The organism is Halobacteriovorax sp. (assembly GCF_048381875.1).
Classification (GTDB): domain Bacteria; phylum Bdellovibrionota; class Bacteriovoracia; order Bacteriovoracales; family Bacteriovoracaceae; genus Halobacteriovorax_A; species Halobacteriovorax_A vibrionivorans.
Genome location: NZ_JBLXBP010000004.1, coordinates 130385 through 153835 on the forward strand (window position 1 = coordinate 130385; position 23451 = coordinate 153835).

Consider the following 23451-nt stretch of genomic DNA (forward strand, 5'->3'; position numbering starts at 1 on the left):
TAGTAAAACTTTTGGCCGAGGTAGCGTGTCTAAATTAACGGAATTTCACATTCAATTGAATGAGAGTCTTCTATTGAAAAATTCGATTGAATTCAATTCATGGATCGATTCAATTTTAAAAAACTATAAAAAGATTCCAATAGAAGAATTCAATATCTATAAGAATTTTTACTTAAAGAGTTTAGTTGAAATTATTTATGCAAATCAATTAGGTAAACTACATCGCTTAGATAAATTACAAGAAAAATTATTCCATAAACTATTTAATCAAAAAAAAGTTAATCGTCTCATTGAGTTAAAAGAATTATTTCAAAGGCTTGGTATTTCAACTACTGTTGAACTAGAGAATTTGATAAATAGTTTAACCTTTTTAAAATTTGATAATGAAGACAGATTAAGTACTTCAATTAATACTGCAATTTCAAATCCTGAAGTATATTTAAAATTTGAAAATATTAGAAAAACTCTTGTGGACAAGGTCGAACTACTTGATCCTTTAAACTTCATTGAAAATATCTTTAAAGTTATTCCTGTGATTTTTGAATCTAAGGAGTGGAAGGATTTATTTTATAATTATGCACTCAATACTAATGATCAAGAGTTTGTAGACTCTTTAAATTCAATTTTAGATGATGACGAAGTTTATAAGAAGATAACGAAAAAAGAAAAAAACACAAAGAAATCCACAGCAGAAGTGAGTATACATATGGATTGTTCTGATAAAGGCAAGAGGGACTTTCTTGGAAGTATTGCCACTCTTCGTGAGAAATTGGTTGAAGGATGTGAAACCAAGCAGGAATATGTAAATACACTCTATGAGATTTCGTATAATTATAAAAAAATTGGTGCATTTGAAAGGTCTTACTTCTTTGCCGTAATCGTTAATCGTCTCCATCCTGGTTATCGCAATGTAGGAGATCTTCTAAAATAATGAAAGTAATGAATAAATTCCTCATTGTCTTTACCATTGTTTTCACGATTATTGGTGTCGGTGCTTGGAATTTTATTCAGTCTCAATATGTTTCCACTATCTTGAGTGAGTATATAAATAATAATCTAATCTCTAATGAAAATATCCAGTTGAAATTCTCAAAGGTTTCAGGGGGCTTCTTTCCTCCGCGTACAATACTAAACAATGTAAATCTAGTCGTTAAAGATGAAGTTGAGATACAGGTTAAGGATGTGTCAGCTGTTTTTTCTATTATGAGTTTATTCTCATCTGAGATTAAGTTTAGTCGTGTGTCTTTCGATGATGGGTATATTGTCTTAAATCAAATTAATACAGAAAAAGAAAATGACGAAAAAGATGACATTGGCTATTTTGAAAGATTAACTCAGATCACGAAGAATCTTCCTTTTCAAATTAATCAAGTTCAAATCATGAACTCTGATTTTTATCTTGAACAAGCTGATGTGAATATTCCTATAAGCTTTCTTTCAATAAGTCCTTATGAGAGCAGCTTTGATATTGTTCTTGATATTGAGCGATTTTATTGGAACGGCCTTGCTGTCGATAACCTTTTTCTTGATGCCGAGATTGTTGAAGAAAGTATTAGGCTAAGGAATGCATACGTATTTGTTAAAGACTCAAAAATTACTGGTACAGGTAAGTATGAATTTAAATCGCGAAAGATAGATGCAGATATTGAATATCGTGTAAACTTTGATAGTTTCTATTCTTTACTTAAAAAACATAATTTAAATCTAAATGGGCTAGTTGAAGGGAAAGCAGACCTAACGGGTGACTTAAGTCTTGAAGGGCTATACGTCAACGGTAATGTGGTTGGAGACAATATTAGCTCTGATTACGCTATTGCTGAGAAAGTAAATACGTATTTCACTTATCATAATAAATCTCTTGTGCTTAGAAAGTTAAAAGGTTCAGTGAATAAAGGAACATTCAAGTTATTAAATGATCTCACCTTAGACTTTAAGTCAAAGAAAGTTGTGGCAACGAATACAAGTGTTGAATTAAGTAATCTTCATCTCAACGATATTCTATATTTTTTAGGTGATGATCTGAAAATGTTAAAAGGTCGAATTAACGGCGTTGTAAATTTAAAGATGAATGGTGGTGGCGACTTATTTATTACAGCAGATTCTTCAAGGCGCTTAAGTTTTACTAATCTTTCATTGAGGCCATCGAATACAAATATTCTTAATATGAAAGAAGGGAAAATTAATTCTTTATCAATTATTATTGATAATCGTTTCGCAATAGAGATTGATGCAAATATTAATAAATCGCACCTCTTAGCGAATGGAACTATTAAAGGAAAAGCTGTCGACTTTAATGTTGAGGGACGAGGGCTTGAATTATCAGACCTCGGTGGTGAGGTCGGCGCAATTGGTAGTGGCCGCGGTGATATTGATATAAGAATAAGCGGTAAAGACGAAGTCTTTATTGATGTCACATCTAAAGATGTTAATAACCTTAAAGTATATGACTATTTATTTGAAGGAGCATCAAGTGTTAAAGCTCGTTATTCAATAAATAGCAATAAGATATTCATAGATAGTATTTCAAATGAAGTTAATGGAAAAACTGATTTAATGGGCTTTGTCGATATTCCAAAAGAGTTACTTAATCTTGATTTGAAGTTTACAGAATTAGATATTGCTACTTCTAAAAGAAGATTAGATCCAATCTGGAAAGATGTAAAACTATATGTAGAACCATTTGCTGGTATATTTAATGGTAATGCAAATATAAGTGGTAGCTTCAATAATATTATAACTACTGCAAATCTAACTTCTTCAAAAGTAAGCTTATATAACGAAGCAATGGATAATTTCGCGATAGAAATGGCCGTTGATAAAAATCAAATTGATGTTAAAAACTTATTCCTAAAGAAAGGGGGATCGAGTTTGTCATCTGATTTTGCCTATCGTTATGATAAAGGTTTTGATCGAATCAATCTTGTAACTACTCCTATTAAGTTAAATGACTTCTTCAGATATAGAGATATCGGTCTAGGATATAATGGCTATTTCTCAATTAATTTAAATGCCAAAAGAGGTAAGAACTTTAAAGGGAATGGATCGGCATATTTAACTAGAACTAAAATTGGTAACGAGGAGATTGGATCTTCAGAGCTGGAATTTAAATTCACAGATAGTGTTATTGATTTTGATTCTCAGTTTTTAAATGGAGAAATTGATCTAGAAGGAATATTAGACCTTAGTAAACAATACCCTAAAGTTGATCTAAACTACGACGTCGATATACCAAATTTAAGAACTTTTCTAAGTGTTATTTCTGAACATAATGCATTTAACAATCAACTAAATGGTTTTATGCAAATGGCCGGTCAAATTTCATACGACTTCAACTCTGATATGCCAGTTAGTGCAACTTCTATAATTAATCAATTTCATCTGAATAATTACGGAAGAGATCTTACCTTAAGAAGACCGACGCAAATTGAAATTGAACAATCAGAAATTAAAAAGTTAAACTTTCTACTAGAAGGTTCGGGGGGACGCTACTATGTCACAGGAACAGGTAACGTTGACAGTCGATTTGAACTTATACAAGAACTTGATATAAATTTAAGCTATTTAACATTACTCACAAGTGAGATTGAGCGAATTCTTGGTAATATTAAAGGAAGGGGTATTATTTATGGTAATCGAAGAAATTACGATATCTCTCATTCTTTTTCTACTTCTGGATTTGGACTAAAGTTAAAATCCATCCCATTAGAGATAGCCAATGCAAATGGTATCGGTGCATATCGTGATAAGAAGATCCTAATAAATTCATTAAGTGGTGAATTAGGCTCAGGACGATTTGATCTTTCAGGTTATATTAAGGCCAATTTCCCGTTCCCTGAAGTTTACTTAAATGCTGACTATAGTGATGTTGGCTATCAAGTTGAATCTCGATCTCTCATAAATACAGACGGAAAGTTAAGCTTTTCAGGTAAAAGTTTTCCATACCTTGTTAAGGGAGATGTATTTGTAAACGGTGGTCTTGTTGAAAATGAGTTCAATGACTTTAAATCCACATCTGAATATAACAAAAGCTTAAACAAGTATATTACCCAAACAAAGAGGGGTATTCCCGACTTAATTAACTTAGATATCGATCTAAAGATCAAAGAAACTGTGCGTGTACGTAATCGACTTGCTGACCTTTTAGTTGCAGGTGATCTTTCCATAAAAGGACAATTCAATAATCCTGAAATGCAAGGACAGCTAATTATAGTTCCTGGAGTCAGTAAGTTTAAATTTAGAGGTAATGACTTTATCCTATCGGAAGGCGTTGTCTATTTTACAAGACAAGAAAATCTCGATCCAATAACTTTAAATCTTTTGGCAAACTCTACAATTGGACAATATGATATTGAAATGGGAATTACCGGTTCTGTCGAAGATATTTCAATTAACCTAGAGTCTAATCCGTATTTAACTCGCGATAATATATTCTCTCTTCTCACTTTAGGAGTAACTTCAGACTTTTCGAAGAACTTAGAGGATAGTCAACGAACTAACTTAACAACGATTGGTATTGGAACCTTCTTAGTGGATCAATTAAATATTAATGAAGGACTTGACTCTGCTCTTGGATTAAAACTTAGTGTTCTTCCTGAATTTTCTGAAAGCTCTGATAGCCCGATTGAGGAAGCTACAAAGTCTGAACAATCTGTTAAAACTGCTACTAAGTTACAGATTACTAAAAAGGTTAACGAGAATATTGACTTAAAGTTTTCAAATACCTTTGATAGTGAGAATACAAGACAGTCTATTAATGTTGATTATAGTATAAGTGATAAGCTTTCGATTGAAGGTATTTTTGAAAGTGAAGATGATACAAATAATAAAGAAAGGACAGATGGTTCAGCTGGAGCCGATATAAAATATAAATGGTCATTTTAAAATTATTCATATTCACATTGTTTTGTTTTAGCACTTTTGCTGCTAAGACGATTCATATTGACAATGTCGATGTCGATTGTACTGGTCGCGAGGAATGTCTATTTATTATTGAAAGCTTCAAGAAATACGAAGGTAAAGACTTAACTCGTTCGGAGATTGAGTCGGCGGTACGTTTTGAATTGAGTAAACCATATTATAAGTCTTTCTTTTATGAAATAAAAAATAACAATCTGAAAATTGTCGCAGTGACTAAACCTAAAATATCTAAACTAAACGTTGTTGGAACTGATTCCGTCCTTAATCGTCGTATAAAAAATGAATTTACACTAAAAGAAGGTGATTACTACGATGCTATTAAAGTCGAAGAAGGACTTGAAAAAATTGGTGAGTCGTTCTTTAAGAAAGATGCAAAAGTTGGAACAGTTAAAACTAAACTTACAGAAGATGGGTTAAATTTAGAAATTACTTTAAATAAGAGTGGAATAAGGCTTTTAGAAATAATTAGTCTTGAGGGGATTGATGGTGCAAATCTTGATCAAGCTAAAAAGTTTTGGAATAGGATTAAAGGATCCTCTCTCGACTTCACAAATTATAAGAAGATGTTACAGGAGTACCGAAACCTTTTAATCACTGAAGGCTTTTGGTTATCAAATGTAAAAGAAGAATTACATGTCTTAAATACTGGAAACTATAAATTAGTTTTTAAAATAAAATTAGGTCATCGTTTTGGGATTAGTTTTTATAATAATAAGCGCTTAAGTCACAACGAACTTTTTAATCATGTTAAGAAGTATATTCAGAATAATAAAGGCCGATTTGATGACATTTCATTGAATCGCCACTTAGTTAATTTTTATCGTGAGAATGGATACTATTATGCTAAATCTCAAATTAACGAAGCTAGAGGTAAGGACAGATTTGGTAATAGTGTTATAAACTTTTACATTACAATAGATGAAGGCCGAAAAGTTGAAATAGCTAAAGTTAACTTCACTGGCAATAATTTCAAAAGTCTCGATGAATTAGAAAAAGCTTATTCAGAAAGTAACTCTGATTTATTAAAAGCCGATTATTTACATGAGAAAGGTCTTGAAGATGCTTCTGAAAAAATTAAAGAGATCTATGTTAAAGATGGGTTTATATTTGTAAATATTGAAAAACCTAAAATTGACTTCATTGATGGTGGTGATTCGGCCATTGTGTCCTTTTCAATTTCAGAGTCAGCACAATATAGACTGAGTAAAATAAATATTGAAGGTGTTGATGATAAAGAAGCAGTCTATTTTATTAAGGATGCACTTAAAAATAAGATAGGAAAACCATTTAATGTTGTTCATATCGATGAGGATCTCAAAGCTGCAATTAATACACTAAAGAGTCGAGGGTTTTATTTCAGCTCATATTTAGAAAAGCGTCCTAAGAAGATTGTGACCGTAAATTCCGCTACTAATGAGATTGAGCTTAACTTAAAGTTCTCACTTGGAGTTAAAACATATCTTGGAAATGTTATCGTTACAGGTAATTCGAAGACAAAGGATGTTGTCGTTAGAAGAGAGCTACCTCTTAAAAGAGGGGATCTCGTCACACCAAGGGCGATGAATGAGTTTGTTAATCGCTTAAGAGAGCTTGGCCTATTTTCAAATGTTAATATCTCATCATTTGTTGGTGAAGAAGTTTCGGAAAGTGAAAAGTATTTAAATTTTGTTATAAAAGTTACTGAAAAGGACTTTGGACAAGCAGAAATTGCTCCAGGGTTCCGAACAGATCTCGGTTTTAAATTTTCGACAATGATTGCCTACAATAATATCCAAGGGATGAATCGATCTGTTATTTTCAAAGCACAAACAAACTGGAGAACAGATTTTGACTATTTAGATGAGAGAAGATTTGATGAGTCAAAGAAGTTACTTGAGGGACTCGTGCAGTTTCAATTCATCGAACCATATCTTTTCTATGATTGGCTCGGCTCCAAACTAACTTTTAAAACAACAGTTAAGTTTGAAAGAAAGCGCTATTCAGATTTTGATGCCGATATTTACAGTATTGCCCCTCAACTTTATAAGCAATTCTCTGATGTGCTCTCTACTAGTCTCACATACGAGTTTGATAATGTTAGGCAATTTGATGCCACAGATGAGATTGATGAAGATAAGTACTATATTGGGGCCATAAGACCTGAAGTCACTCTAGACTTTAGAGATAACTCATCAATGCCTAGAAAAGGTTCTTGGTTTAACTTCTCATGGGAGTTTGCAAATCCGTATCTTGGCTCTCAAAAAGAAAATGATCTAACAATCAACTATAATAAGGCGGTTATTAGAAATTATAATTATATTCCATTGGGTGATATTACTCTAGCAACATCGATTACCCTTGGATATGAACATAATTTTTCAGATGATCTTATTACTGATGATAGTGGAAATATAATTATCGATGCTGATGGTAAGCCACAAACTTCAGGTTATATTCCACCTTTAAAAGTTTTTAGACTAATTGGACGAGACTTTCTGAGAGGATATAGTGATTTTGAAAGTGGACGATTATCAGATAATTCTTATATTACTGATACCACTGTAAGAGGTAATGCTTATTTATTTAATTTTAGAGTAGAGCCTCGTTATTATCTTGGTGACTATTCTGCTATTGCAATCTTTTTTGACGCAGGTCGCGTATTTGTTGATAAAATAGATGAATTTGAATTGTTAAAATCTGTTGGCCTAAGTTTCAAATTATTCACCCCAATTGGATCACTAGATTTTGATTACGGTGTTAAATTAGATCGAATCGGTGGAGATTCATTTGGCCGTTTTCACATAACAATTGGCCAATTCTAGCCATTCATTTAAAATCAGTAACTTATAGCCGAAGAAAATATTACGCATGGCCAAAAAAAATAACATTTACCCATTGTATTATTGGTCTAAATTGTTTAATATCTGCCGAAACCCGTTACCCCACAAACAACGGAATTATGGGCCTTTATAGGTCCTAAGTGTTGTAAACAAATCATTTTATTCTGATGATGCGTTTACGTTTTATTGATTTTTAACATTATTAAAGTGGAAGGTTACTATGTACACTGAGAAATCATTTGTGTTAAAGCCAGCAGATGCTGACAAAAATGGCACTTAATTGATGCTACCGATAAGGTAGTTGGACGTTTAGCAACTGAAATCGCTAATGTATTAAGAGGAAGAAGCACCGAAGTACACCTCATACAGATTCTGGTGATTTTGTTGTTATCAACGCAGAAAAAGAATTTACTGGGAATAAGTGAACGATAAAGTTTACTACAGACATACAGGTTATGCTGGTGGACTTAGAGAAAGAACTGCTGTGAGCAACTTGAAAGAAAACCAGAAGCGATTTTTATGAACGTTGTTAGCGGCGTTTCAAAGAACTCACTTGGTAGAAACAACTAACAAAACCTAAGGTTTTGGGATCGGCACGCACATAGCGCTCAAAACCCAGTAGAATACAAATTCTAGTAAGAGGTTATTATTATGGCTAAAGGAAAAACTTGGGATTCACAAGCAGTTGGTAGAAGAAAATCTTCAGTTGCTAGAGTTTATATGGCTGCAGGGACTGGTAAAGTTGTTGTTAATAATAGAGATATCAAAGAGTACTTCACAAAAGGTACTGACAGATATGTTGTTAATCAACCACTAAACCTACTTAAACTTGCAGATAAGTATGATGTTAAAATTAACGTAACTGGTGGTGGAACTACTGGTCAAGCCGGTGCTGTTCGTCTTGGTATTGCAAGAGCAATCCTTAAGATTGATGCAGAGCTTAGAGGCGAGCTTAAATCAGCAGGATTTCTTACAAGAGATCCAAGAAAAGTTGAAAGACAAAAAGCTGGTCAGAAAGGTGCAAGAGCAAAGTACCAATTCTCGAAGCGTTAAGATTTATCTTACAAATTTTCGAATATACAGAAGGCCCTCTTATTCAGAGGGCCTTTCTTTTTTATAGTTAACTGTATAATATTCAAAAAGAACTCAAATATGCTATAAGTCCATATGGCAAAATCAATTAAACTCAAAGGTGTACGTACAAATAATCTTAAAAATATAGATGTCGAGTTTCCTATTAATAAGATTACTTGTGTATCAGGTGTTTCTGGCTCAGGAAAATCATCACTTGTATTCAATACGCTGGCCAATGAGTCTAAAAGACGATTTTTAAATTCAATGCCATCTTCAATGAACTTTTTTGAAAGAGTTCCAACAAGTGCTGAAGTCGATTTAATTGAGCCAGTATTGCCAGTGTGGAGTCTTGCTCAAAATAATCCTATCGTGGGTTCAAGACTCAACTTGGCCGATCAACTTGAAATCAGCTACGAACTAGCACAACTATATTTTGATCAACAATCTTCAAAGTGTTTAATTCATAATGAAGAATTTATTGATGGGCTAGATTTAGCCATACGAGAGATTAAATCAATAATTTCAGATAAGACAAAAGTCTTACATATCCTTATCGGTAAGGATCATTATCAAGAATGTATATCAGGAATGCCTGCTAGAAGTTTTAATTCTAATGAGCAGTTAATTCGTGAATTTAATGAAGAGGATGCCCAATGGGAAATCTTTCGTCTTAAGCCCAATAAAATATCGAATTTTAAAAAGAAATGGCTTGAGCTTATTAAGAACTCGGCAGTTATGCAATTAAGTGTTTACTTCACTGGAGATGATCAATTACATCACTTCAGCTTAAACGCAAAAGAGTTTTGCCAAAAATGTGATGAAGAGGGATTACAGAGTGCAAGACAGATTAGTGACCTCCTTCCTTACAATGGAATAGGTGCCTGTACTGAATGTAAGGGTTATGGATCTACACTAAGTTATGATGTTAATAAAATTGTAAAGTATCCCAAAAAGAAGATAAAAGACAGTGCAATTACTTTCTTAGATTATTCTAAATATAGTGCCTACTACAAGACTTTTATAACTGAAATGAAGAAGCTTGGTGTTAGTGATAATGAACGTTATTGTGATGTAAGTGATCAGGTTGAAGATCTTCTTCTAAATGGTGGTGGAAGATTCTATGGCGTTCTAAACTTTCTTTATGCTTTAGAGGAAAAACGTTATAAGCGATCTGCTAGAATTTTTCTTCGAAAGATGCAAAGTGAAAAAGTCTGTCATATTTGTTATGGGAGAAGACTTTCTCAAAGTGCAATGGCCCACTGTGGACAAGTTGAGAATATATCTACTTATGGTGATTTATTATCTCTTACAGTCGAGGGATTATTAATCGAATTAAAACATCTTAATGAAAATAATATTATTAAAAAAGTTAAAGATAAATTGGCCGTTGCAGTTGAATTAGGTCTGGGGGATTTTCCCTTAATGACAAAATTAAAGTCATTAGAAACAAGTGAATATCAAAAATCATTACTCGTTCGTTACTTAAGTTTTAAAGGAAGTGGCTCTTTATTTGTACTTGATGAGCCGAGTCTTGGGATGACTATTGAAGAACAAAAAGTTCTCTTAAAATATCTAAAAAATCTTTCAAAAAATAATACTGTAGTAATGGTTGAACATAGTACTTATTTACAAAATGGAAGTGATAAGACGATTCATATTGGTCCAGGAGCAGGGCACCTTGGCGGTGAAGTTGTAGAGATTAAAGGTAAATCAAAGAAACAAAAAGAATTAGTCTTAAAGAAGACGAAACCGAGTGGAAAGCTTACTTTTAAAGATATTGAGTTTGAGGACAAAAAGTATAAAAAGATAGAATTCAAATTAGGCACAATCAATCAGGTTTTAACGAATGTTGAATCTTTCGATAAAAGACTAATTATAAATGCACTATTTAATGAATTAAACGAAGAGTTATTTAAAGAAAAATATAATTTTGAGACTGATTATGAGATCGGTTCAATTGATATCACAAATGAAGTTCAAGATATTCATATCTATGAAACTCGAATTGAAAAATCTACAAGTCGCTCAACGGTGGGAACGACATTAGATCTAACTGGCAATGTTCGAAACTATTTCACTAAACTTCCAGTTTCAAAGTCCTTAGGTCTAGAAAAAGGGCATTTTTCTAAGAATTCTAAACTTGGTCAATGTAGTGTTTGTGAAGGAAAAGGTGTTCAAGAGATTGATATGCAATACCTTGAAGATGTGAGCTTTCCTTGTGATGAGTGTGGTGGAACTGGTTTAAAGAAGTTTTACGCCTCAATTACAGATGGTAAATATACAATCATTGAAGCGAGTGAAACTCCTGTATCAACTTTATTTGAGACAATACCAGCTACACCAAAAATAAAAAGAACACTTGGTTATTTGAAATTACTAAATCTTGATTATCTAACATTAGATCGAACAATACCCTCGCTATCAGGTGGTGAACGTTTAAGAGTGAAGCTATTAAAGGCCATTGATAAGAAGGTTAGTGATTCGATTATCGTACTAACAAATATTTCATATGGTTTATCAATGAATGAGCTAACTTCTATTTGTGAACTTCTTCAAGGACTTACAGATCAAGGAAATACATTAATTATTTTAGATAACCACGAAATCTTCAGTAATTTCAACCAGATAAAGCTTGATTAAAAGGTTAAAGTATTAGGCTTAATAACCGATAAGATTGGTATGATAAAGGCCTTTGTGACTCTATTTTTTACTATCTTTTCTCTGACATCATATGGTGCAGAGTTATTTGAAATTCCTTTAAGTAAACAACTATCTGAATCAAATGCCATTATCATGGGCGTTTATCAAGATAGCTACGTGAAAAAGCTAAAAAATGGAAAAATTGTTACCAATGTCACATTCAAGCTTGAAAAGTCTGTTGGGCTTGGAAATAGAAAACAATTGAGTAAGAATTCTTTTAATTTTGTCTACAATGGTGGCCAGTGGCAAGGAATCAACTATCCAAATGAAAATATGCCTCGATTTGTAAAAGGTCGTCGTTATATAGTTCTTCTCGTAAAAGGTGAGCAAGAGTTCTATCCTTTCTATGATCGCCTCGGTGTCTATACTGTCATAGGGCGAGAAGGTGAGGAAGAGGTTGTCTCACAGGCGTTTCCAGCAAATGATACATTTGGTGCAAACTCTTTAAGCACCTTCAGTTTATGGGTAAGTACAGTCTTTGGAGAGAGCTTAGAAGGGCTTGGTTCTGATAAGGATATTTATAAGAATAAAAAGTCAGGCCGTCGAATCGCCTCAATCAATGAAGAGAAATCAAAGAATACCGCATATAAAATTCCTGTATATTGGCTTGTTATTATTTTTGGATTGCTTGGTGCGGCACACTTAAGAAAAACAAAAGCCTAATTCTGAAATTTACTATTCTTTTTTCACGACCAATTTAGTAAAATTTTAAGTAGTTATCCCATGGAAGGTAAATATGATGAATATTTTAAAAGTACTTTTACTAATTTCAATTTTTTCAATCTCAAACACGGCAAACTCACAAGACCTATTAAATGAGAGAATTCGAAAAATTCCAGAAAAGAAGAGATCAATCTTCTTTAAGAAAGGAATTTTCCATTCAACAAATAGCAATACGAGTTCTGTTTTAAAATCAATTAGACATGGAAATGGTTCAAGTCGAGGTTATGAAAGACTTGTTTTTGATTTTAAGACGAAAGAGGCTCCTCGTGTATATGGTTACAAGAGTGAGAAAGAAAATAAAATCTATATTGATTTCTTTAAAACTAAACTAGATAAGAAAGTTGGCTCTTTTGGAACATCTAAGCTTGTTAAGAAAGTTGATTTCTACCCAGTAGGAGATGATACTCTTTCAGCAGAGCTCGTTATTAGTGGCCAACATTCAATTGATGTATTTACTTTAACTAATCCAGGTCGTCTGGTTATTGATATTAAAAAATAAATGGTGTGAAAAATATGAATGAATACGAAGAATATAATGTACAAATAAAAGACTCTTCAGGAGAGGAAAAGTTTCCAGAAGATGTTGTGATTATCCCAATTATGAATAGTCCAATCTTTCCTGGAATGATTGCACCGATTATTTTAACAGAAGATAAATTCACTGCAGAGTTAGATGAGTATCTTATTAAAAGTGGATATCTTGCTCTAAACCTTGTTAAAAATGATCTTAAAAATGATGATGGCGAAATAGATCCAACAATTCAGGATGAAATTGATACTCGTGAAATTACTTCAAAGGACATCTATAAAGTAGGTGTGCTTTGTAAAGTTGTTAAGCGATTAAAACTTCCTGATGGTTCAGTTAATGTCCTGGTTCATGGTATCAAACGCTATCGTGCTTCAGATATTTATGAAGAGTCACCATTACTTAGAGCTAAGTATGAGGTCTTTGATGACATCTTAGAAGAGGATGAGGAACTTGATGCATATACTCGTTCTATCATTAATCAGGTTAAAAAGCTTAGTGAAGTAAATGCTTACTTCAATGAAGAAATGAAGTTAGCAATGATTAACTCATCTTCACCGGGGGCGCTTGCTGACCTCGTTGCATTTGCTTTATCTCTTGATATTCCTGAAGCTCAAGATTTTTTAGAAACTCTGGTTGTTAAGAAACGTTTTGGTAAGTTACTTGTTTATTTAAAACGTGAGAAAGATGTTGCAGATATTCAAAAGAAAATCTCTGATGAAGTTAATGACAAAGTTAATAAGTATCAACGTGAATATTTCCTAAGAGAGCAGCTAAAAGTAATTAAGGCGGAGCTAGGTCTTGAAGAAGATGATAAAGCACGTGATATTAGTAAACTCAAAGAGAGAATAATCGAAGCAAAGCTTCCTGAAGATGTACTAAAGTCTGTTAATGAAGAGATTGAAAGATTAGAGGTTATTCCTGATTCATCTCCAGAATATAACGTAACTCGTACATATTTAAATTGGATTGTTGATTTACCATGGTCAAAGTCGACAAATGACCATGTGGATATGCCAAAGGCCCAAAAGATTCTTGAAAAAGATCACTATGGACTAGAAAAAGCGAAAGAAAGAATCATGGAGTTCTTAGCTGTTCGTAAGCTTAAGCCTCAATTTGATGGTACTATTCTCTGCTTAGCAGGTCCTCCTGGTGTTGGTAAAACATCAATGGGAAGAAGTATTGCAGAATCATTAGGACGTAAGTTTTATCGCTTCTCTTTAGGTGGTATGCGTGATGAAGCAGAAATTAAGGGACATAGACGTACATACGTTGGTGCAATGCCTGGTCGTTTAATTCAAGCGATGAAGCGTGTCGAAGTGAATAATCCTGTTATTATGCTAGATGAGATCGATAAGCTTGGACAATCATTCCAAGGTGATCCAGCGTCAGCTCTCTTAGAAGTTCTAGACCCTGAGCAGAACCATACATTCATTGATCATTACTTAGATGTGCCTTTTGATTTATCAAAGGTTTTATTTATCGCTACTGCAAATTATATCGGTGATATCCCTGAGCCATTATTGGATCGTATGGAAATCATTGAGCTTAGTGGTTATACAATGGAAGAGAAGCTCTCCATTGCAACTAAGTGGGTAATTCCAAAGCAGATCAAGAAACATGGACTTGAGAAGAAAGATATCAACTTAAGTAAAGCAACACTTAAGAAGGTTATTGAAGATTATGCCCGCGAGCCTGGTGTTCGTGTTATGGAGCAAATGGTTGCTAAACTTTGTCGACGTGCAGCTTTAGAAAAAGTAAATGCAAAGAGAAAGAAGGTATTTGCACCTAAGCCAGCTGACCTTGAAGATATTTTAGGAACAGCAAGATATCAGAGTGAAAAGGCCCTAAAGAAATTATCTCCAGGTATGACGACTGGACTTGCGTGGACAGGTTATGGTGGTGATATTCTTTATATTGAAACACTTTCTTTAAATGGAAAAGGTTTCAAGTTAACAGGCCAGCTTGGTGATGTTATGAATGAGTCTGCTAACCTAGCTTATAGTTATGTTAAACAACTTCTTCAAAATGAAATGGATGAATTTTTTAAGATGAAGCCTAAGAGAAAGGCATCCGATGAAAATGAAGAAGAATTAGAAGACTTTTTATCTGAAAGAGAAGTTCACCTGCACTTACCTGCCGGTGCAACACCAAAAGATGGACCAAGTGCTGGTATAACAATGGCCTTAGCTCTTTATACACTTGCTCATAATGTGAAAGTGAAAAGTAACTTGGCCATGACTGGAGAGTTATCTCTTACTGGTAAAGTACTTCCAGTTGGTGGGATTAAAGAAAAAGTTCTTGCTGCAAAAAGAGCAGGGATTACAAATATTATTTTACCAATTGATAATGAAAAGGATTTAAAAGAAGTTCCTGAAAGACATAGAAAAGGAATGAAGTTTTATCCAGTAGCGCACTTTGATGAAGTATTGAAGATCGCACTCCCAAAATTTAAACCTAAGTTTAAGAAATAAAAAAAGCCTCTCGCATGAGAGGCTTTTTTTTATGAAATTTAAATATAAATTAAAATTCGTCTGAATCGTATTCACTTACTGGAGCATGCTTAACTTTTCCAGCTGCAATTTCTCTAAGTGCTGTTACAACATCTTTGTTTTTGCTCTTAACAAGTTGGTCTGCACCATCTCTTAATTGCTTAACACGCTTTGCTGCTAAGTGAACTAACTCGTAACGGTTCTCAACTTTTTCTAAACAGTCTTCAATTGTAATTCTTGCCATTTGTGCACTCCGAAAAATTAAATGTGACTTAAGTTATTTTTATAGGACAAAGCGCTGTTTTTGTCTAGATACTGGACGTAAATATTTAAAATATTTAAAGTATTATTACGATGCACTACGTGATTTCAGCGACTTATGTTGGTTGTGAAATATCGTCCTTTTGCATATCAATTGGGTATGAACAATCAAATATTTATATTTACAGAAAACATAAGAGTGAGACCATCTGCGTTGTTTTTCAAACAGAAATTCAATGGCGTGTGCTGTGGCCATAAATTGAAACGAATCGAGCTGAGTTTTAAAGATGAAAAAGTTAATTTGGCAATCGGCTATTATATTTTTAAGATTGTGGTGAATAGGATAGACTCTCATATACTTTATGGCGATATTGTCAGTTATAAGTTTTTTAAAGAGTAGATATGGATGAAAATACAGTTTTAGAACTTGCCCTTGAAGAAAGAAAGTTCTTACATGAGATATCAAATAAGTTAGCTGTTGCAGATGGAATGGCCGCAAAGGTTCTAAGGCTTATGGAATCTTCTAATGCAGATGAAGACTTAATCCGTCGTCAAAAGAAAGCTTTAAAGGCCATTAAAGATCAAATTGAATTGGTTAAAAAACGTCGTTTTATCCTTCATGAGAGATCAAACGTTAAAAGCATTTAATTCAGATTCACACTTACTTGGTCGCCAACCATAAATGAAGATATTTCAAGTATAGGGCGCTTCTCTTCGCTATTGAAATTCTTTGTAATTGCAATTGAAGTATCTCCATCATGATGGATGACTTCGAGTTGACCTACTTTCATTTTGTGACGATAGCGTCTTTCTTTATCATAAGGATCGTTGAGAATAATAATTCTGTAAACGTCTAAGAGAGTACCGTTTTTGATACCTTGTTTCTCTCCGATATTAACATAATAATTTTTTTGAATTTCAGACACATCGTTGGTCATTGGTAATTCGTGCTCAACAGAGTAGATCATATAATCATTGGCACAGACTTGGATTTGTAGAGTTAATCCAATGACGACAAGTATGAAATGAGCAAGAGTCTTCATAACTAATTATCCTTTGTTGTTGCAGTCATATACTTTTTTACAAGCATACTGATCTACTATTCGGAAATTAGAGGAAAAAAATGATAGTGAAGTGAAGGAGAAGGACTGGGGGAAATATATTCCCCCGGAATTATGTCGAACTTAATTATTTCAATCTTAAGTATTTAACTTTATTAACCACGAGATCATTATATCTGAAGTTATTTAGTCGGTTATGATAAACAATATAGTCTCGAGAGTAGTAGAGAAGTACCCATGGTAAGTCCTCGAGGACAATTTCTTCAACCTCGGCCATCAAGTGATACTTTTGATCATTGTCAGAGAGTACCTTTATTTTTTCAAACTTCTTATCAAATTCTTTATTTGAATAATTAGATACATTTGGCCCTGGTGCTTGGTTTTGTGTTGTTAGTAATTGAAGAACATTTTCACTATCTGGATAATCGAGAGTCCAACCATCAAGCCAAATTTGGAGTTTTCCCTCTTTGGCCTTTTTTAGGAAAGCAGGAAATGTATTGAGTTTGATTTCAATTTTTATCCCAATTGCTTCCAGATCTTGTTTCAATAATTCGGCCCTTTGTCTTTGAGTCGTTGAAGAGGCCCTCGTGTCGTAAACAAGTGTTGGAAGACCTTCTCCGTTTGGATAGCCAGCCTTTTTTAAGTATTCTTTAGCTTTTTCAATATTGTAACTATAAGGAAGCTTACGAGATGGATCGTATCCTGGAATACCTGGAGGATAGATCGAGTTAGCTTTCAGTCCGATATTATTAGTAAATGTTTTAATATACTTTTCAATATTTACTGCATGAGCAATGGCCAAGCGAAGATTCTTATTAGTTCCGACGATAGGGTCTTTCATATTGAAAGAAAACCACCAGTAAGTGAAAGAAGAGAAGATGTCGAGTGTGATATCTTTATCTTTGTACTCTTCAGTTAACTCACCACTAGGTGATACTAGTGAATGATAGTTATCTTTTGGAACTCTTAGGAAGTCGAGATTACCAGACATAAATTGTAACCATCGAGTTTGTGCTTCTTTAATTATATGAAATTCAATTTTATCGATAAACGGAAGACGTTTTCCGGCATCTTCTAATAATTCTTTACTGTGGGCGAAGCGATCACCTTTTCCAGGATAAAATTCCTTATGGTAATTTTTGAATCGACTCATGAATAACTTTGAGCCGCGAAACCACTTATCTAATTTATAAGGGCCAGTACCAATAAGTTCATCAATAAAAGTTTCTTCTTTCATTGCTTCAGCTGGCATTGGGGAAGTAAAACTCATGGCCAATGCATTTAACATTTGTGGATATGGCTCTACTAATTTGATTTGAAGAGTGCGATCATCCAATGCCTTCAGTCCTTCAACATCTGTTGAGAGGAGTTTACTAAAATCACTTCCGACCTCTTCTCTAAATTTATTAAGACCAACGACACGGCCATCAAATAACCACCAACCATTACTACGGTATGGCCTAAAGGCTAGTCGCTTAATCTGGTTAATAAAGTCTTCTGCTTTAACAAACCTTGGTTTTTTAAAAGCCGGATGATCGTGATACTGGATATTTTCTTTGATCTTTATTGTATAAGTGAGGCCATCTTCAGAAACTTGTGGCATATCTTCAGCAAGAAGAGGAACTAGCTTTAAGGGTTTTCTGAGATAGTGGTATTCATATAATTGTTCATAACCTTGATAAACCACTGACATTGAAACAGAGTCATATGCGTTTACTGGGTCAATTGTAGAGATAGATTCTGTAAGTGGGAATCTAAGTGTATTCTTATCAGTTTTTGAAACACGACATGATGTAAGAGTGAGTGTTACAAGTATTAGTAATGTACTAAATAGGGTAATCTTGCGCATTGCTTTCCTCGTTTTGGACATAATTTATTTCTGTTTTTATTTTGTCGTATGAATGCCCTTTTGACAAAAGAAAGCGTATCAGCTTTTGTTTAAAATTAAAATCTTCCAAGGCTACAATGCCTTTAGATCGAATCTTTTTATGGATTAATTCTCGAAGCTGATTATTTTCTGTGTATCGATATTCTTCGAATATTTCCTCGATGATATGACCTTCTACGTTTAATCTTTCCGCTCTTAGCTTATTGATTATATTTCTCTTAGATTGACCTTTGTACATGAAGGTTTTGATACGGGTACGGATATATTGTTCTTCTTGTAGGTATTTGGCCTCTTCAAGGAAGTCGAGGAGTTCGTCTACATATGGAGTGTACTTTTTTTCGTATAATTTACGGGAAAGTTTAAAGCGGGAATAGTCTCTTTTTGAAAGTAACCAGATGCAGTAATGATAAGCTCTTTTAAATGAACGAGTTAAATCGGCCTTGCTTTCATCTTCTGCAAGAATATAATCTTCATTATTAAAGGGAAGCTTTTCGATGGTTTCTTTTAGAGTCATTTAAAAAGTTGCCCCTTAGGTCACTGTCTACAATTCTGTAGGATAGAAATCTAAGAGGCTATAATTTAATTATTGAACAACTTTTTTTGACTTAGACTTTGATTTAGTCTTTTTCTCTTCTACTGGAGTTTCTTCAATAATCTCACCAGTTGCTTCATCAACTACTGAGTTATCTTTAATCAGTCCATGTAGAGCAAGAATTTTATTTTTAATTTCTTGAGCAATCTCTGGATTGTCGGCTAAGTACTGCTTCGAGTTCTCACGACCTTGACCAATTTTTGCATCATTGTAAGAGAACCATGCACCTGCTTTTCCAACGAAATTATTCGCTACGGCCAGATCTAATAGGTCACCCATTTGAGAAATACCTTGTCCGTACATAATATCGAACTCAACGATTTTAAATGGAGGTGCAACTTTATTTTTTACAACCTTTACTTTCGTTCTGTTACCAATAACCTCATCACCATTTTTGATAGCACCAGTTCTTCTGATATCTAGTCTTACTGAAGAGTAGAATTTAAGAGCGTTACCACCAGTTGTTGTTTCTGGGTTACCGAACATAACACCGATCTTCATACGAAGCTGATTAATAAAGATTACTGTCGTATTTGAGCGATTAATTGATCCTGTTAGTTTTCTTAGTGCTTGAGACATTAGTCTCGCTTGAAGACCCATGTGTGAATCTCCCATATCTCCTTCAAGTTCTGCACGTGGAGTAAGGGCCGCAACAGAGTCAACAATTAGAAGATCAACTGCTCCTGAGCGAACTAGCATATCTGTGATTTCTAATGCTTGCTCACCACTATCTGGTTGAGAGATTAATGTGTTTGGAATATCAACACCTAGCTTCTGAGCGTATACTGTATCAAGTGCGTGTTCTGCATCAATGAATGCAACTGTTCCACCTTGCTTCTGTGCTTCAGCAGCAATATGTAGAGTAAGAGTTGTTTTACCTGATGACTCAGGTCCATAAATTTCAATGATACGTCCCTTAGGTACACCGCCAACACCTAGTGCAAGGTCTAGTCCTAGACAGCTTGTAGGAATTGCAGGAACTTTCTCTGGTCCGTTTTCACTATCAAGTTTCATGATGGCACCTTTACCAAATTGCTTCTCAATAGTTGAAAGTGCTAGATCTAGTGCTTTTTGCTTGTTCTTGTCAGTTGATGTTGTCGCCATAAGCTCTCCGTGTTTTTGTATTTAGAATTATTTCTACCAAATTAATCTGCTATCAGCTAATGCAAAAGTTGCTTGTTTTAACTTTCTTTTAAGTTGATGAAATCAAAACAATTCCAAAAAGCTAATTCTAGTTTTTTACATTTTGCTTATTTATATTTTTAGCGTAAGTTTTGCGTAAGTCAAGCGTAAATTTCTAACAATTTGAAAGTAAGAATATAGAGAATACCCGCCATTAGACCTGCTGCGACATCGTCGAGAATAGTTCCTAGAGCGTCTTTACGATCATCGAAGACTCTGACTGGCCAAGGTTTCCAAATATCAAATATACGAAAGAAGATAAAAATAAATGCGTAACTTACAAAAGTTGGCTCAAGAATAAATAATGACGCAATCCAAATACCAATAACTTCATCAATAACAATCCATGATGGGTCAATGCAGTCATATTCTTTTTCAATTACTGAAGTAATAAAGACGGCACCAATTGTAAGCAGTATAAGAAATGGAATAAAGAAAAAGAAAGGTGCATTTAATTTCCCAACAAAATATAATGGGATAATAGTTGCTAGGCTTCCTACTGTACCAGGTGCTTTTGGAGCGAGTCCAGTTCCAAAGAATGTAAGAAATACGATTCTAAGATCAGTTAGTGACTTAAATGTCAGTTTTTTTGTATTTTTTAGCTGATTTTCTGTATTCATGGCCTTATGGTAGCATTACTCAACACTTAGAGAAAAGAAACTTTATGAATCGACCAGATTATTTAAAAAATTATATTTTTGATTGGGATGTCTTCGACGTTGTCGTTGGTGGCCGTTCTGCTCTTGATTCAAATTTCTTTGTAGCGAAGCTAGATGATATTACTGAAGTTAATAAATTCTTAAAAGGTTATGGGCTCGATCCTGATAATCCTGTCGCACGTGCTGAGTTATTTGGTAACTTTCAAGAGGCGATTCAATTTATCAAGCGCTACTTCCTAAAAGATGGCAGCCCTGACGGCCTAGATCTTGAAATTCCAACATCACTTTTTACAGTTACTGATATTAGTGGTCTCTTCTTAATGGCCACAGGTAATTCTGAGCATACAGTTGAAGAGCAGTTATGGGCCGAAATTGTTTTAAAAGTAATGCACACAATACTTCATGCTGACAAAGATTTACGTTCAAATTACTTCAACCAAATTCAAACACAAATCTTTGATAAGTTTTATCGCTACTTACATCGTGATAACGACAACAACCTTTACTTAAAGTCCGGTGAGATTTCGATCCCACTTGTAGACTTTGAAACTAAGTCAAAGAAATCTCGTGATAGTGTTATTATCAAGTTGCTTCATAAAGCAGAAAATGTTGCAGAAGAACTTTTTGATAGAGTTGGAGTAAGACTTGTTACGAAGAATAAATTAGATATTATTAAGGTTCTTCAGTTTTTAATTAGAAATTACATCATTACACCACATAATATTAAGCCTTCTCGATCTCTAAATACTATTTTTGATATCAGTTTATTTAGATCAAAATATTCAAGCTTAGTAAAAATGGCCCTTAGGAATAATCTTTCAGAGGAGCGCTTTGTTTCTGCTGTAAATCGAGAAATTGATGAATGCAGCTTTGAAAATATTGAAAGTGAGCATAATCTTCACTCATCTGCTAAGTATCGTTCAGTACAATTCACTTGTCGCCAATTGATTAAGTATAAGAATCCTTTCCTTGCGGAGTTTTTTAAATTAAGAAAAATGGCCAAGGACGAAGACTCTGCAGTTGCTAAAGAGCTATTAGGTTTAGACTTTTCATCACTTTCTCGAGATGTACGTTTCTTTTATCCATTTGAAGTTCAGGTCGTAGATGAAGCATCTTATAAAATTAATTCAGAAGGGGAAGCATCTCATTCTGAATATAAGAAAGCTCAAAAAATCTATGCAATGAATCGCGTATTTAAAAAGCTTTTATTACATAAAGGCTTAATCCAAGAATAATTCTATTCTCTCATTTATAAATTCTGGGAAGTCTACTTGCGGCACATGGCTTCCATTTTTAATGATATATAATTCAGAATTAGCTAGGCCCTTGTGTAGAATTTGTTGAAGGTAATTTGGGATGACTTTATCTTTATCTCCACCAATTATTAGGGCAGGAGTCTTAATTTGTTCAAGATCCTTAATAACTCTTTGTTCTCTCATTTCATCAAGTAATTGAAAGAAGATATCTGGTGAAAGCTGCCCCAATTTCTTCATATAGTACTGAACGAAGTCGAGATTCGTTTTCTTTGTGTTAAATCCTCCGCGCCAAACCATAAATTTTGCGAGGGGATTGAGATATGCATTTTTCCAAATAAGTTTGAATTGGTTTTCCCATTTATCTTTAATCTCTTTAATATATGGCTCTGATATATCAACGAGATTTGAATCAAACATAACATCTTGTGGAGGAAAGATTGTTCCTGAAATTAAAATCATCTTTTTAACTTCTGTAGGGTACTTGAATGCATATTCAATTGTTACATTAACACCCATTGAGTGTCCGATATGGATTGTCGTTTCAATATTTAGATGATTAATCAATGTATTTAAGTCACTAATAATATTTTCGAATGTAATTGTTTCGATACCTTCTTTCGTCTCTGATTCGTAATGACCGCGATAATCATGCAATAGGATCTTATATCCTTTATTGTGGAAGAAATCGATTTGATATTCAAAATGACGGATATTACAGACAAGGCCATAATTGAAGACTATGACATCTTGGTATTTTTCTCCTTCTACTGGTTCAAAATTTGTCCAGTATTGAATCTTTGTACTTTCATCAATATTTAGAAATTTAGACTTATTCATCCAAGAGGTCATTATCGTATTGTCCTGTTAACTTTATATAGTGTTGTTCAAGTGCTTGTATCAACTGATACTTTTTTGGATCCTTGTGCTTAATATCTTCTAAGTATTGATAATAATCTTCGTGGTCATTATGTTTATTCTCATCAAAGTCGACTATTTTAAATTTTAGATTTTGAACTTCAATAATGTCATTCTTATTTAATTTAACAATGCCTTCAATTCGTTTCTCATTTAATTTAAAAGGTTGCGCACAAACAAATGTAAGTGAGTTTGCCATATGTTTTATGACGCCAACGTAGAGATCTAATGTAGTGTCTTCGATAGGAATATTATTATGAATTGAGCTTCCAATAAAAACACGTGGTAGATTCAATGTATAATGACCAATAGATAGTAAGTCTGGGCTATCAAGGACTTGGATATGTATCATAAAAGTATTTTATCCTGTAACGTGAAAAAATGCG

At 33.7% G+C, this 23451-nt stretch carries 18 protein-coding genes and 1 pseudogene; 11 read left to right on the plus strand and 8 right to left on the minus strand.

From position 1 onward, the window contains the following. Positions 1-73 precede the first annotated feature (73 nt). The 9 genes and pseudogenes from ACN5L8_RS13110 (at position 74) to lon (ending at position 15233) form a co-directional block, all read left to right on the plus strand. Positions 74-931: a hypothetical protein gene (locus ACN5L8_RS13110; RefSeq protein ID WP_419173249.1), complete on the plus strand. Its 858-nt coding sequence runs from the start codon at positions 74-76 to the stop codon at positions 929-931. Beyond that, positions 931-4881 (plus strand): translocation/assembly module TamB domain-containing protein, encoded by a 3951-nt coding sequence (locus tag ACN5L8_RS13115; RefSeq protein WP_419173250.1) that lies wholly within the window; start codon positions 931-933, stop codon positions 4879-4881. The genes ACN5L8_RS13110 and ACN5L8_RS13115 overlap by 1 nt, the downstream gene beginning before the upstream one ends. Next, positions 4869-7718, plus strand: a complete 2850-nt coding sequence (locus ACN5L8_RS13120) for a POTRA domain-containing protein (protein ID WP_419173251.1) — start codon at positions 4869-4871, stop codon at positions 7716-7718. The genes ACN5L8_RS13115 and ACN5L8_RS13120 overlap by 13 nt, the downstream gene beginning before the upstream one ends. A 297-nt stretch (positions 7719-8015) precedes the next feature. Further along, a pseudogene (gene rplM / locus ACN5L8_RS13125) lies at positions 8016-8372 on the plus strand (50S ribosomal protein L13). 15 nt (positions 8373-8387) lie between these two features. After that, on the plus strand, positions 8388-8789 hold the full coding sequence (rpsI, locus tag ACN5L8_RS13130) for a 30S ribosomal protein S9 (RefSeq protein ID WP_114706149.1): 402 nt from the start codon (positions 8388-8390) through the stop codon (positions 8787-8789). 114 nt (positions 8790-8903) lie between these two features. Beyond that, positions 8904-11450 (plus strand): hypothetical protein, encoded by a 2547-nt coding sequence (locus ACN5L8_RS13135; protein WP_419173252.1) that lies wholly within the window; start codon positions 8904-8906, stop codon positions 11448-11450. Positions 11451-11489: 39 nt separating this feature from the next. Then, positions 11490-12173 carry a hypothetical protein gene (locus ACN5L8_RS13140; RefSeq protein ID WP_419173253.1) on the plus strand — a complete coding sequence of 228 codons (684 nt, stop codon included), beginning with the start codon at positions 11490-11492 and terminating at the stop codon, positions 12171-12173. A 73-nt stretch (positions 12174-12246) separates the two neighbouring features. Continuing rightward, on the plus strand, positions 12247-12732 hold the full coding sequence (locus ACN5L8_RS13145; RefSeq protein WP_114706152.1) for a hypothetical protein: 486 nt from the start codon (positions 12247-12249) through the stop codon (positions 12730-12732). A 14-nt stretch (positions 12733-12746) separates the two neighbouring features. Beyond that, positions 12747-15233 (plus strand): endopeptidase La, encoded by a 2487-nt coding sequence (lon, locus tag ACN5L8_RS13150; protein ID WP_419173277.1) that lies wholly within the window; start codon positions 12747-12749, stop codon positions 15231-15233. Positions 15234-15282: 49 nt separating this feature from the next. Here lon and rpoZ read toward each other — a convergent pair whose 3' ends face one another. Continuing rightward, entirely contained in the window at positions 15283-15495 is a 213-nt protein-coding gene (gene rpoZ, locus ACN5L8_RS13155) for a DNA-directed RNA polymerase subunit omega (RefSeq protein ID WP_021267614.1), read from the minus strand. A gap of 419 nt (positions 15496-15914) precedes the next feature. On the opposite strand from rpoZ, the gene ACN5L8_RS13160 reads away from it, so the two are divergent. Further along, positions 15915-16160, plus strand: a complete 246-nt coding sequence (locus tag ACN5L8_RS13160) for a hypothetical protein (protein WP_120404052.1) — start codon at positions 15915-15917, stop codon at positions 16158-16160. Here the strand turns inward: ACN5L8_RS13160 and ACN5L8_RS13165 are convergent. The 5 genes from ACN5L8_RS13165 to ACN5L8_RS13185 form a co-directional block, all read right to left on the minus strand. After that, entirely contained in the window at positions 16157-16555 is a 399-nt protein-coding gene (locus ACN5L8_RS13165) for a hypothetical protein (RefSeq protein WP_114706156.1), read from the minus strand. The genes ACN5L8_RS13160 and ACN5L8_RS13165 overlap by 4 nt on opposite strands. A 145-nt stretch (positions 16556-16700) precedes the next feature. Next, positions 16701-18422, minus strand: coding sequence for an ABC transporter substrate-binding protein (locus ACN5L8_RS13170; RefSeq protein ID WP_419173254.1), 1722 nt, complete (start codon positions 18420-18422; stop codon positions 16701-16703). Next, positions 18400-18975 (minus strand): regulatory protein RecX, encoded by a 576-nt coding sequence (locus ACN5L8_RS13175; protein WP_419173255.1) that lies wholly within the window; start codon positions 18973-18975, stop codon positions 18400-18402. Before ACN5L8_RS13175 ends, ACN5L8_RS13170 begins: the two co-directional genes overlap by 23 nt. 69 nt (positions 18976-19044) lie before the next feature. Further along, complete coding sequence (recA, locus tag ACN5L8_RS13180) at positions 19045-20157, minus strand: recombinase RecA (RefSeq protein WP_419173256.1); 1113 nt, start codon at positions 20155-20157, stop codon at positions 19045-19047. Between the two features lie 179 nt (positions 20158-20336). Continuing rightward, positions 20337-20855 carry a phosphatidylglycerophosphatase A gene (locus ACN5L8_RS13185; RefSeq protein WP_120405629.1) on the minus strand — a complete coding sequence of 173 codons (519 nt, stop codon included), beginning with the start codon at positions 20853-20855 and terminating at the stop codon, positions 20337-20339. A 44-nt stretch (positions 20856-20899) separates the two neighbouring features. Here ACN5L8_RS13185 and ACN5L8_RS13190 point away from each other — a divergent pair, with 44 nt between their 5' ends. Beyond that, a complete protein-coding gene (locus ACN5L8_RS13190) occupies positions 20900-22129 on the plus strand; it encodes a TIGR04552 family protein (protein ID WP_158536803.1) in 1230 nt (409 codons plus the stop codon). Here ACN5L8_RS13190 and ACN5L8_RS13195 read toward each other — a convergent pair. Together ACN5L8_RS13195 and ACN5L8_RS13200 are read right to left on the minus strand one after the other, a co-directional pair. Beyond that, positions 22115-22987 carry an alpha/beta fold hydrolase gene (locus tag ACN5L8_RS13195; protein WP_419173257.1) on the minus strand — a complete coding sequence of 291 codons (873 nt, stop codon included), beginning with the start codon at positions 22985-22987 and terminating at the stop codon, positions 22115-22117. The genes ACN5L8_RS13190 and ACN5L8_RS13195 overlap by 15 nt on opposite strands. Beyond that, a complete protein-coding gene (locus ACN5L8_RS13200; protein ID WP_419173258.1) occupies positions 22980-23417 on the minus strand; it encodes a hypothetical protein in 438 nt (145 codons plus the stop codon). The genes ACN5L8_RS13195 and ACN5L8_RS13200 overlap by 8 nt, the downstream gene beginning before the upstream one ends. Positions 23418-23451: the final 34 nt, after the last annotated feature.

Coding starts and splice junctions, on each gene's coding strand:
- ACN5L8_RS13115 (WP_419173250.1), top strand. CDS start 931: ATGAAAGTAATGAATAAATTCCTCATTGTCTTTACCATTGTTTTCACG.
- ACN5L8_RS13120 (WP_419173251.1), top strand. CDS start 4,869: ATGGTCATTTTAAAATTATTCATATTCACATTGTTTTGTTTTAGCACT.
- rpsI (WP_114706149.1), top strand. CDS start 8,388: ATGGCTAAAGGAAAAACTTGGGATTCACAAGCAGTTGGTAGAAGAAAA.
- ACN5L8_RS13135 (WP_419173252.1), top strand. CDS start 8,904: ATGGCAAAATCAATTAAACTCAAAGGTGTACGTACAAATAATCTTAAA.
- ACN5L8_RS13140 (WP_419173253.1), top strand. CDS start 11,490: ATGATAAAGGCCTTTGTGACTCTATTTTTTACTATCTTTTCTCTGACA.
- ACN5L8_RS13145 (WP_114706152.1), top strand. CDS start 12,247: ATGATGAATATTTTAAAAGTACTTTTACTAATTTCAATTTTTTCAATC.
- lon (WP_419173277.1), top strand. CDS start 12,747: ATGAATGAATACGAAGAATATAATGTACAAATAAAAGACTCTTCAGGA.
- rpoZ (WP_021267614.1), bottom strand. CDS start 15,495: ATGGCAAGAATTACAATTGAAGACTGTTTAGAAAAAGTTGAGAACCGT.
- ACN5L8_RS13160 (WP_120404052.1), top strand. CDS start 15,915: ATGGATGAAAATACAGTTTTAGAACTTGCCCTTGAAGAAAGAAAGTTC.
- ACN5L8_RS13165 (WP_114706156.1), bottom strand. CDS start 16,555: ATGAAGACTCTTGCTCATTTCATACTTGTCGTCATTGGATTAACTCTA.
- ACN5L8_RS13170 (WP_419173254.1), bottom strand. CDS start 18,422: ATGCGCAAGATTACCCTATTTAGTACATTACTAATACTTGTAACACTC.
- ACN5L8_RS13175 (WP_419173255.1), bottom strand. CDS start 18,975: ATGACTCTAAAAGAAACCATCGAAAAGCTTCCCTTTAATAATGAAGAT.
- recA (WP_419173256.1), bottom strand. CDS start 20,157: ATGGCGACAACATCAACTGACAAGAACAAGCAAAAAGCACTAGATCTA.
- ACN5L8_RS13185 (WP_120405629.1), bottom strand. CDS start 20,855: ATGAATACAGAAAATCAGCTAAAAAATACAAAAAAACTGACATTTAAG.
- ACN5L8_RS13190 (WP_158536803.1), top strand. CDS start 20,900: ATGAATCGACCAGATTATTTAAAAAATTATATTTTTGATTGGGATGTC.
- ACN5L8_RS13195 (WP_419173257.1), bottom strand. CDS start 22,987: ATGAATAAGTCTAAATTTCTAAATATTGATGAAAGTACAAAGATTCAA.
- ACN5L8_RS13200 (WP_419173258.1), bottom strand. CDS start 23,417: ATGATACATATCCAAGTCCTTGATAGCCCAGACTTACTATCTATTGGT.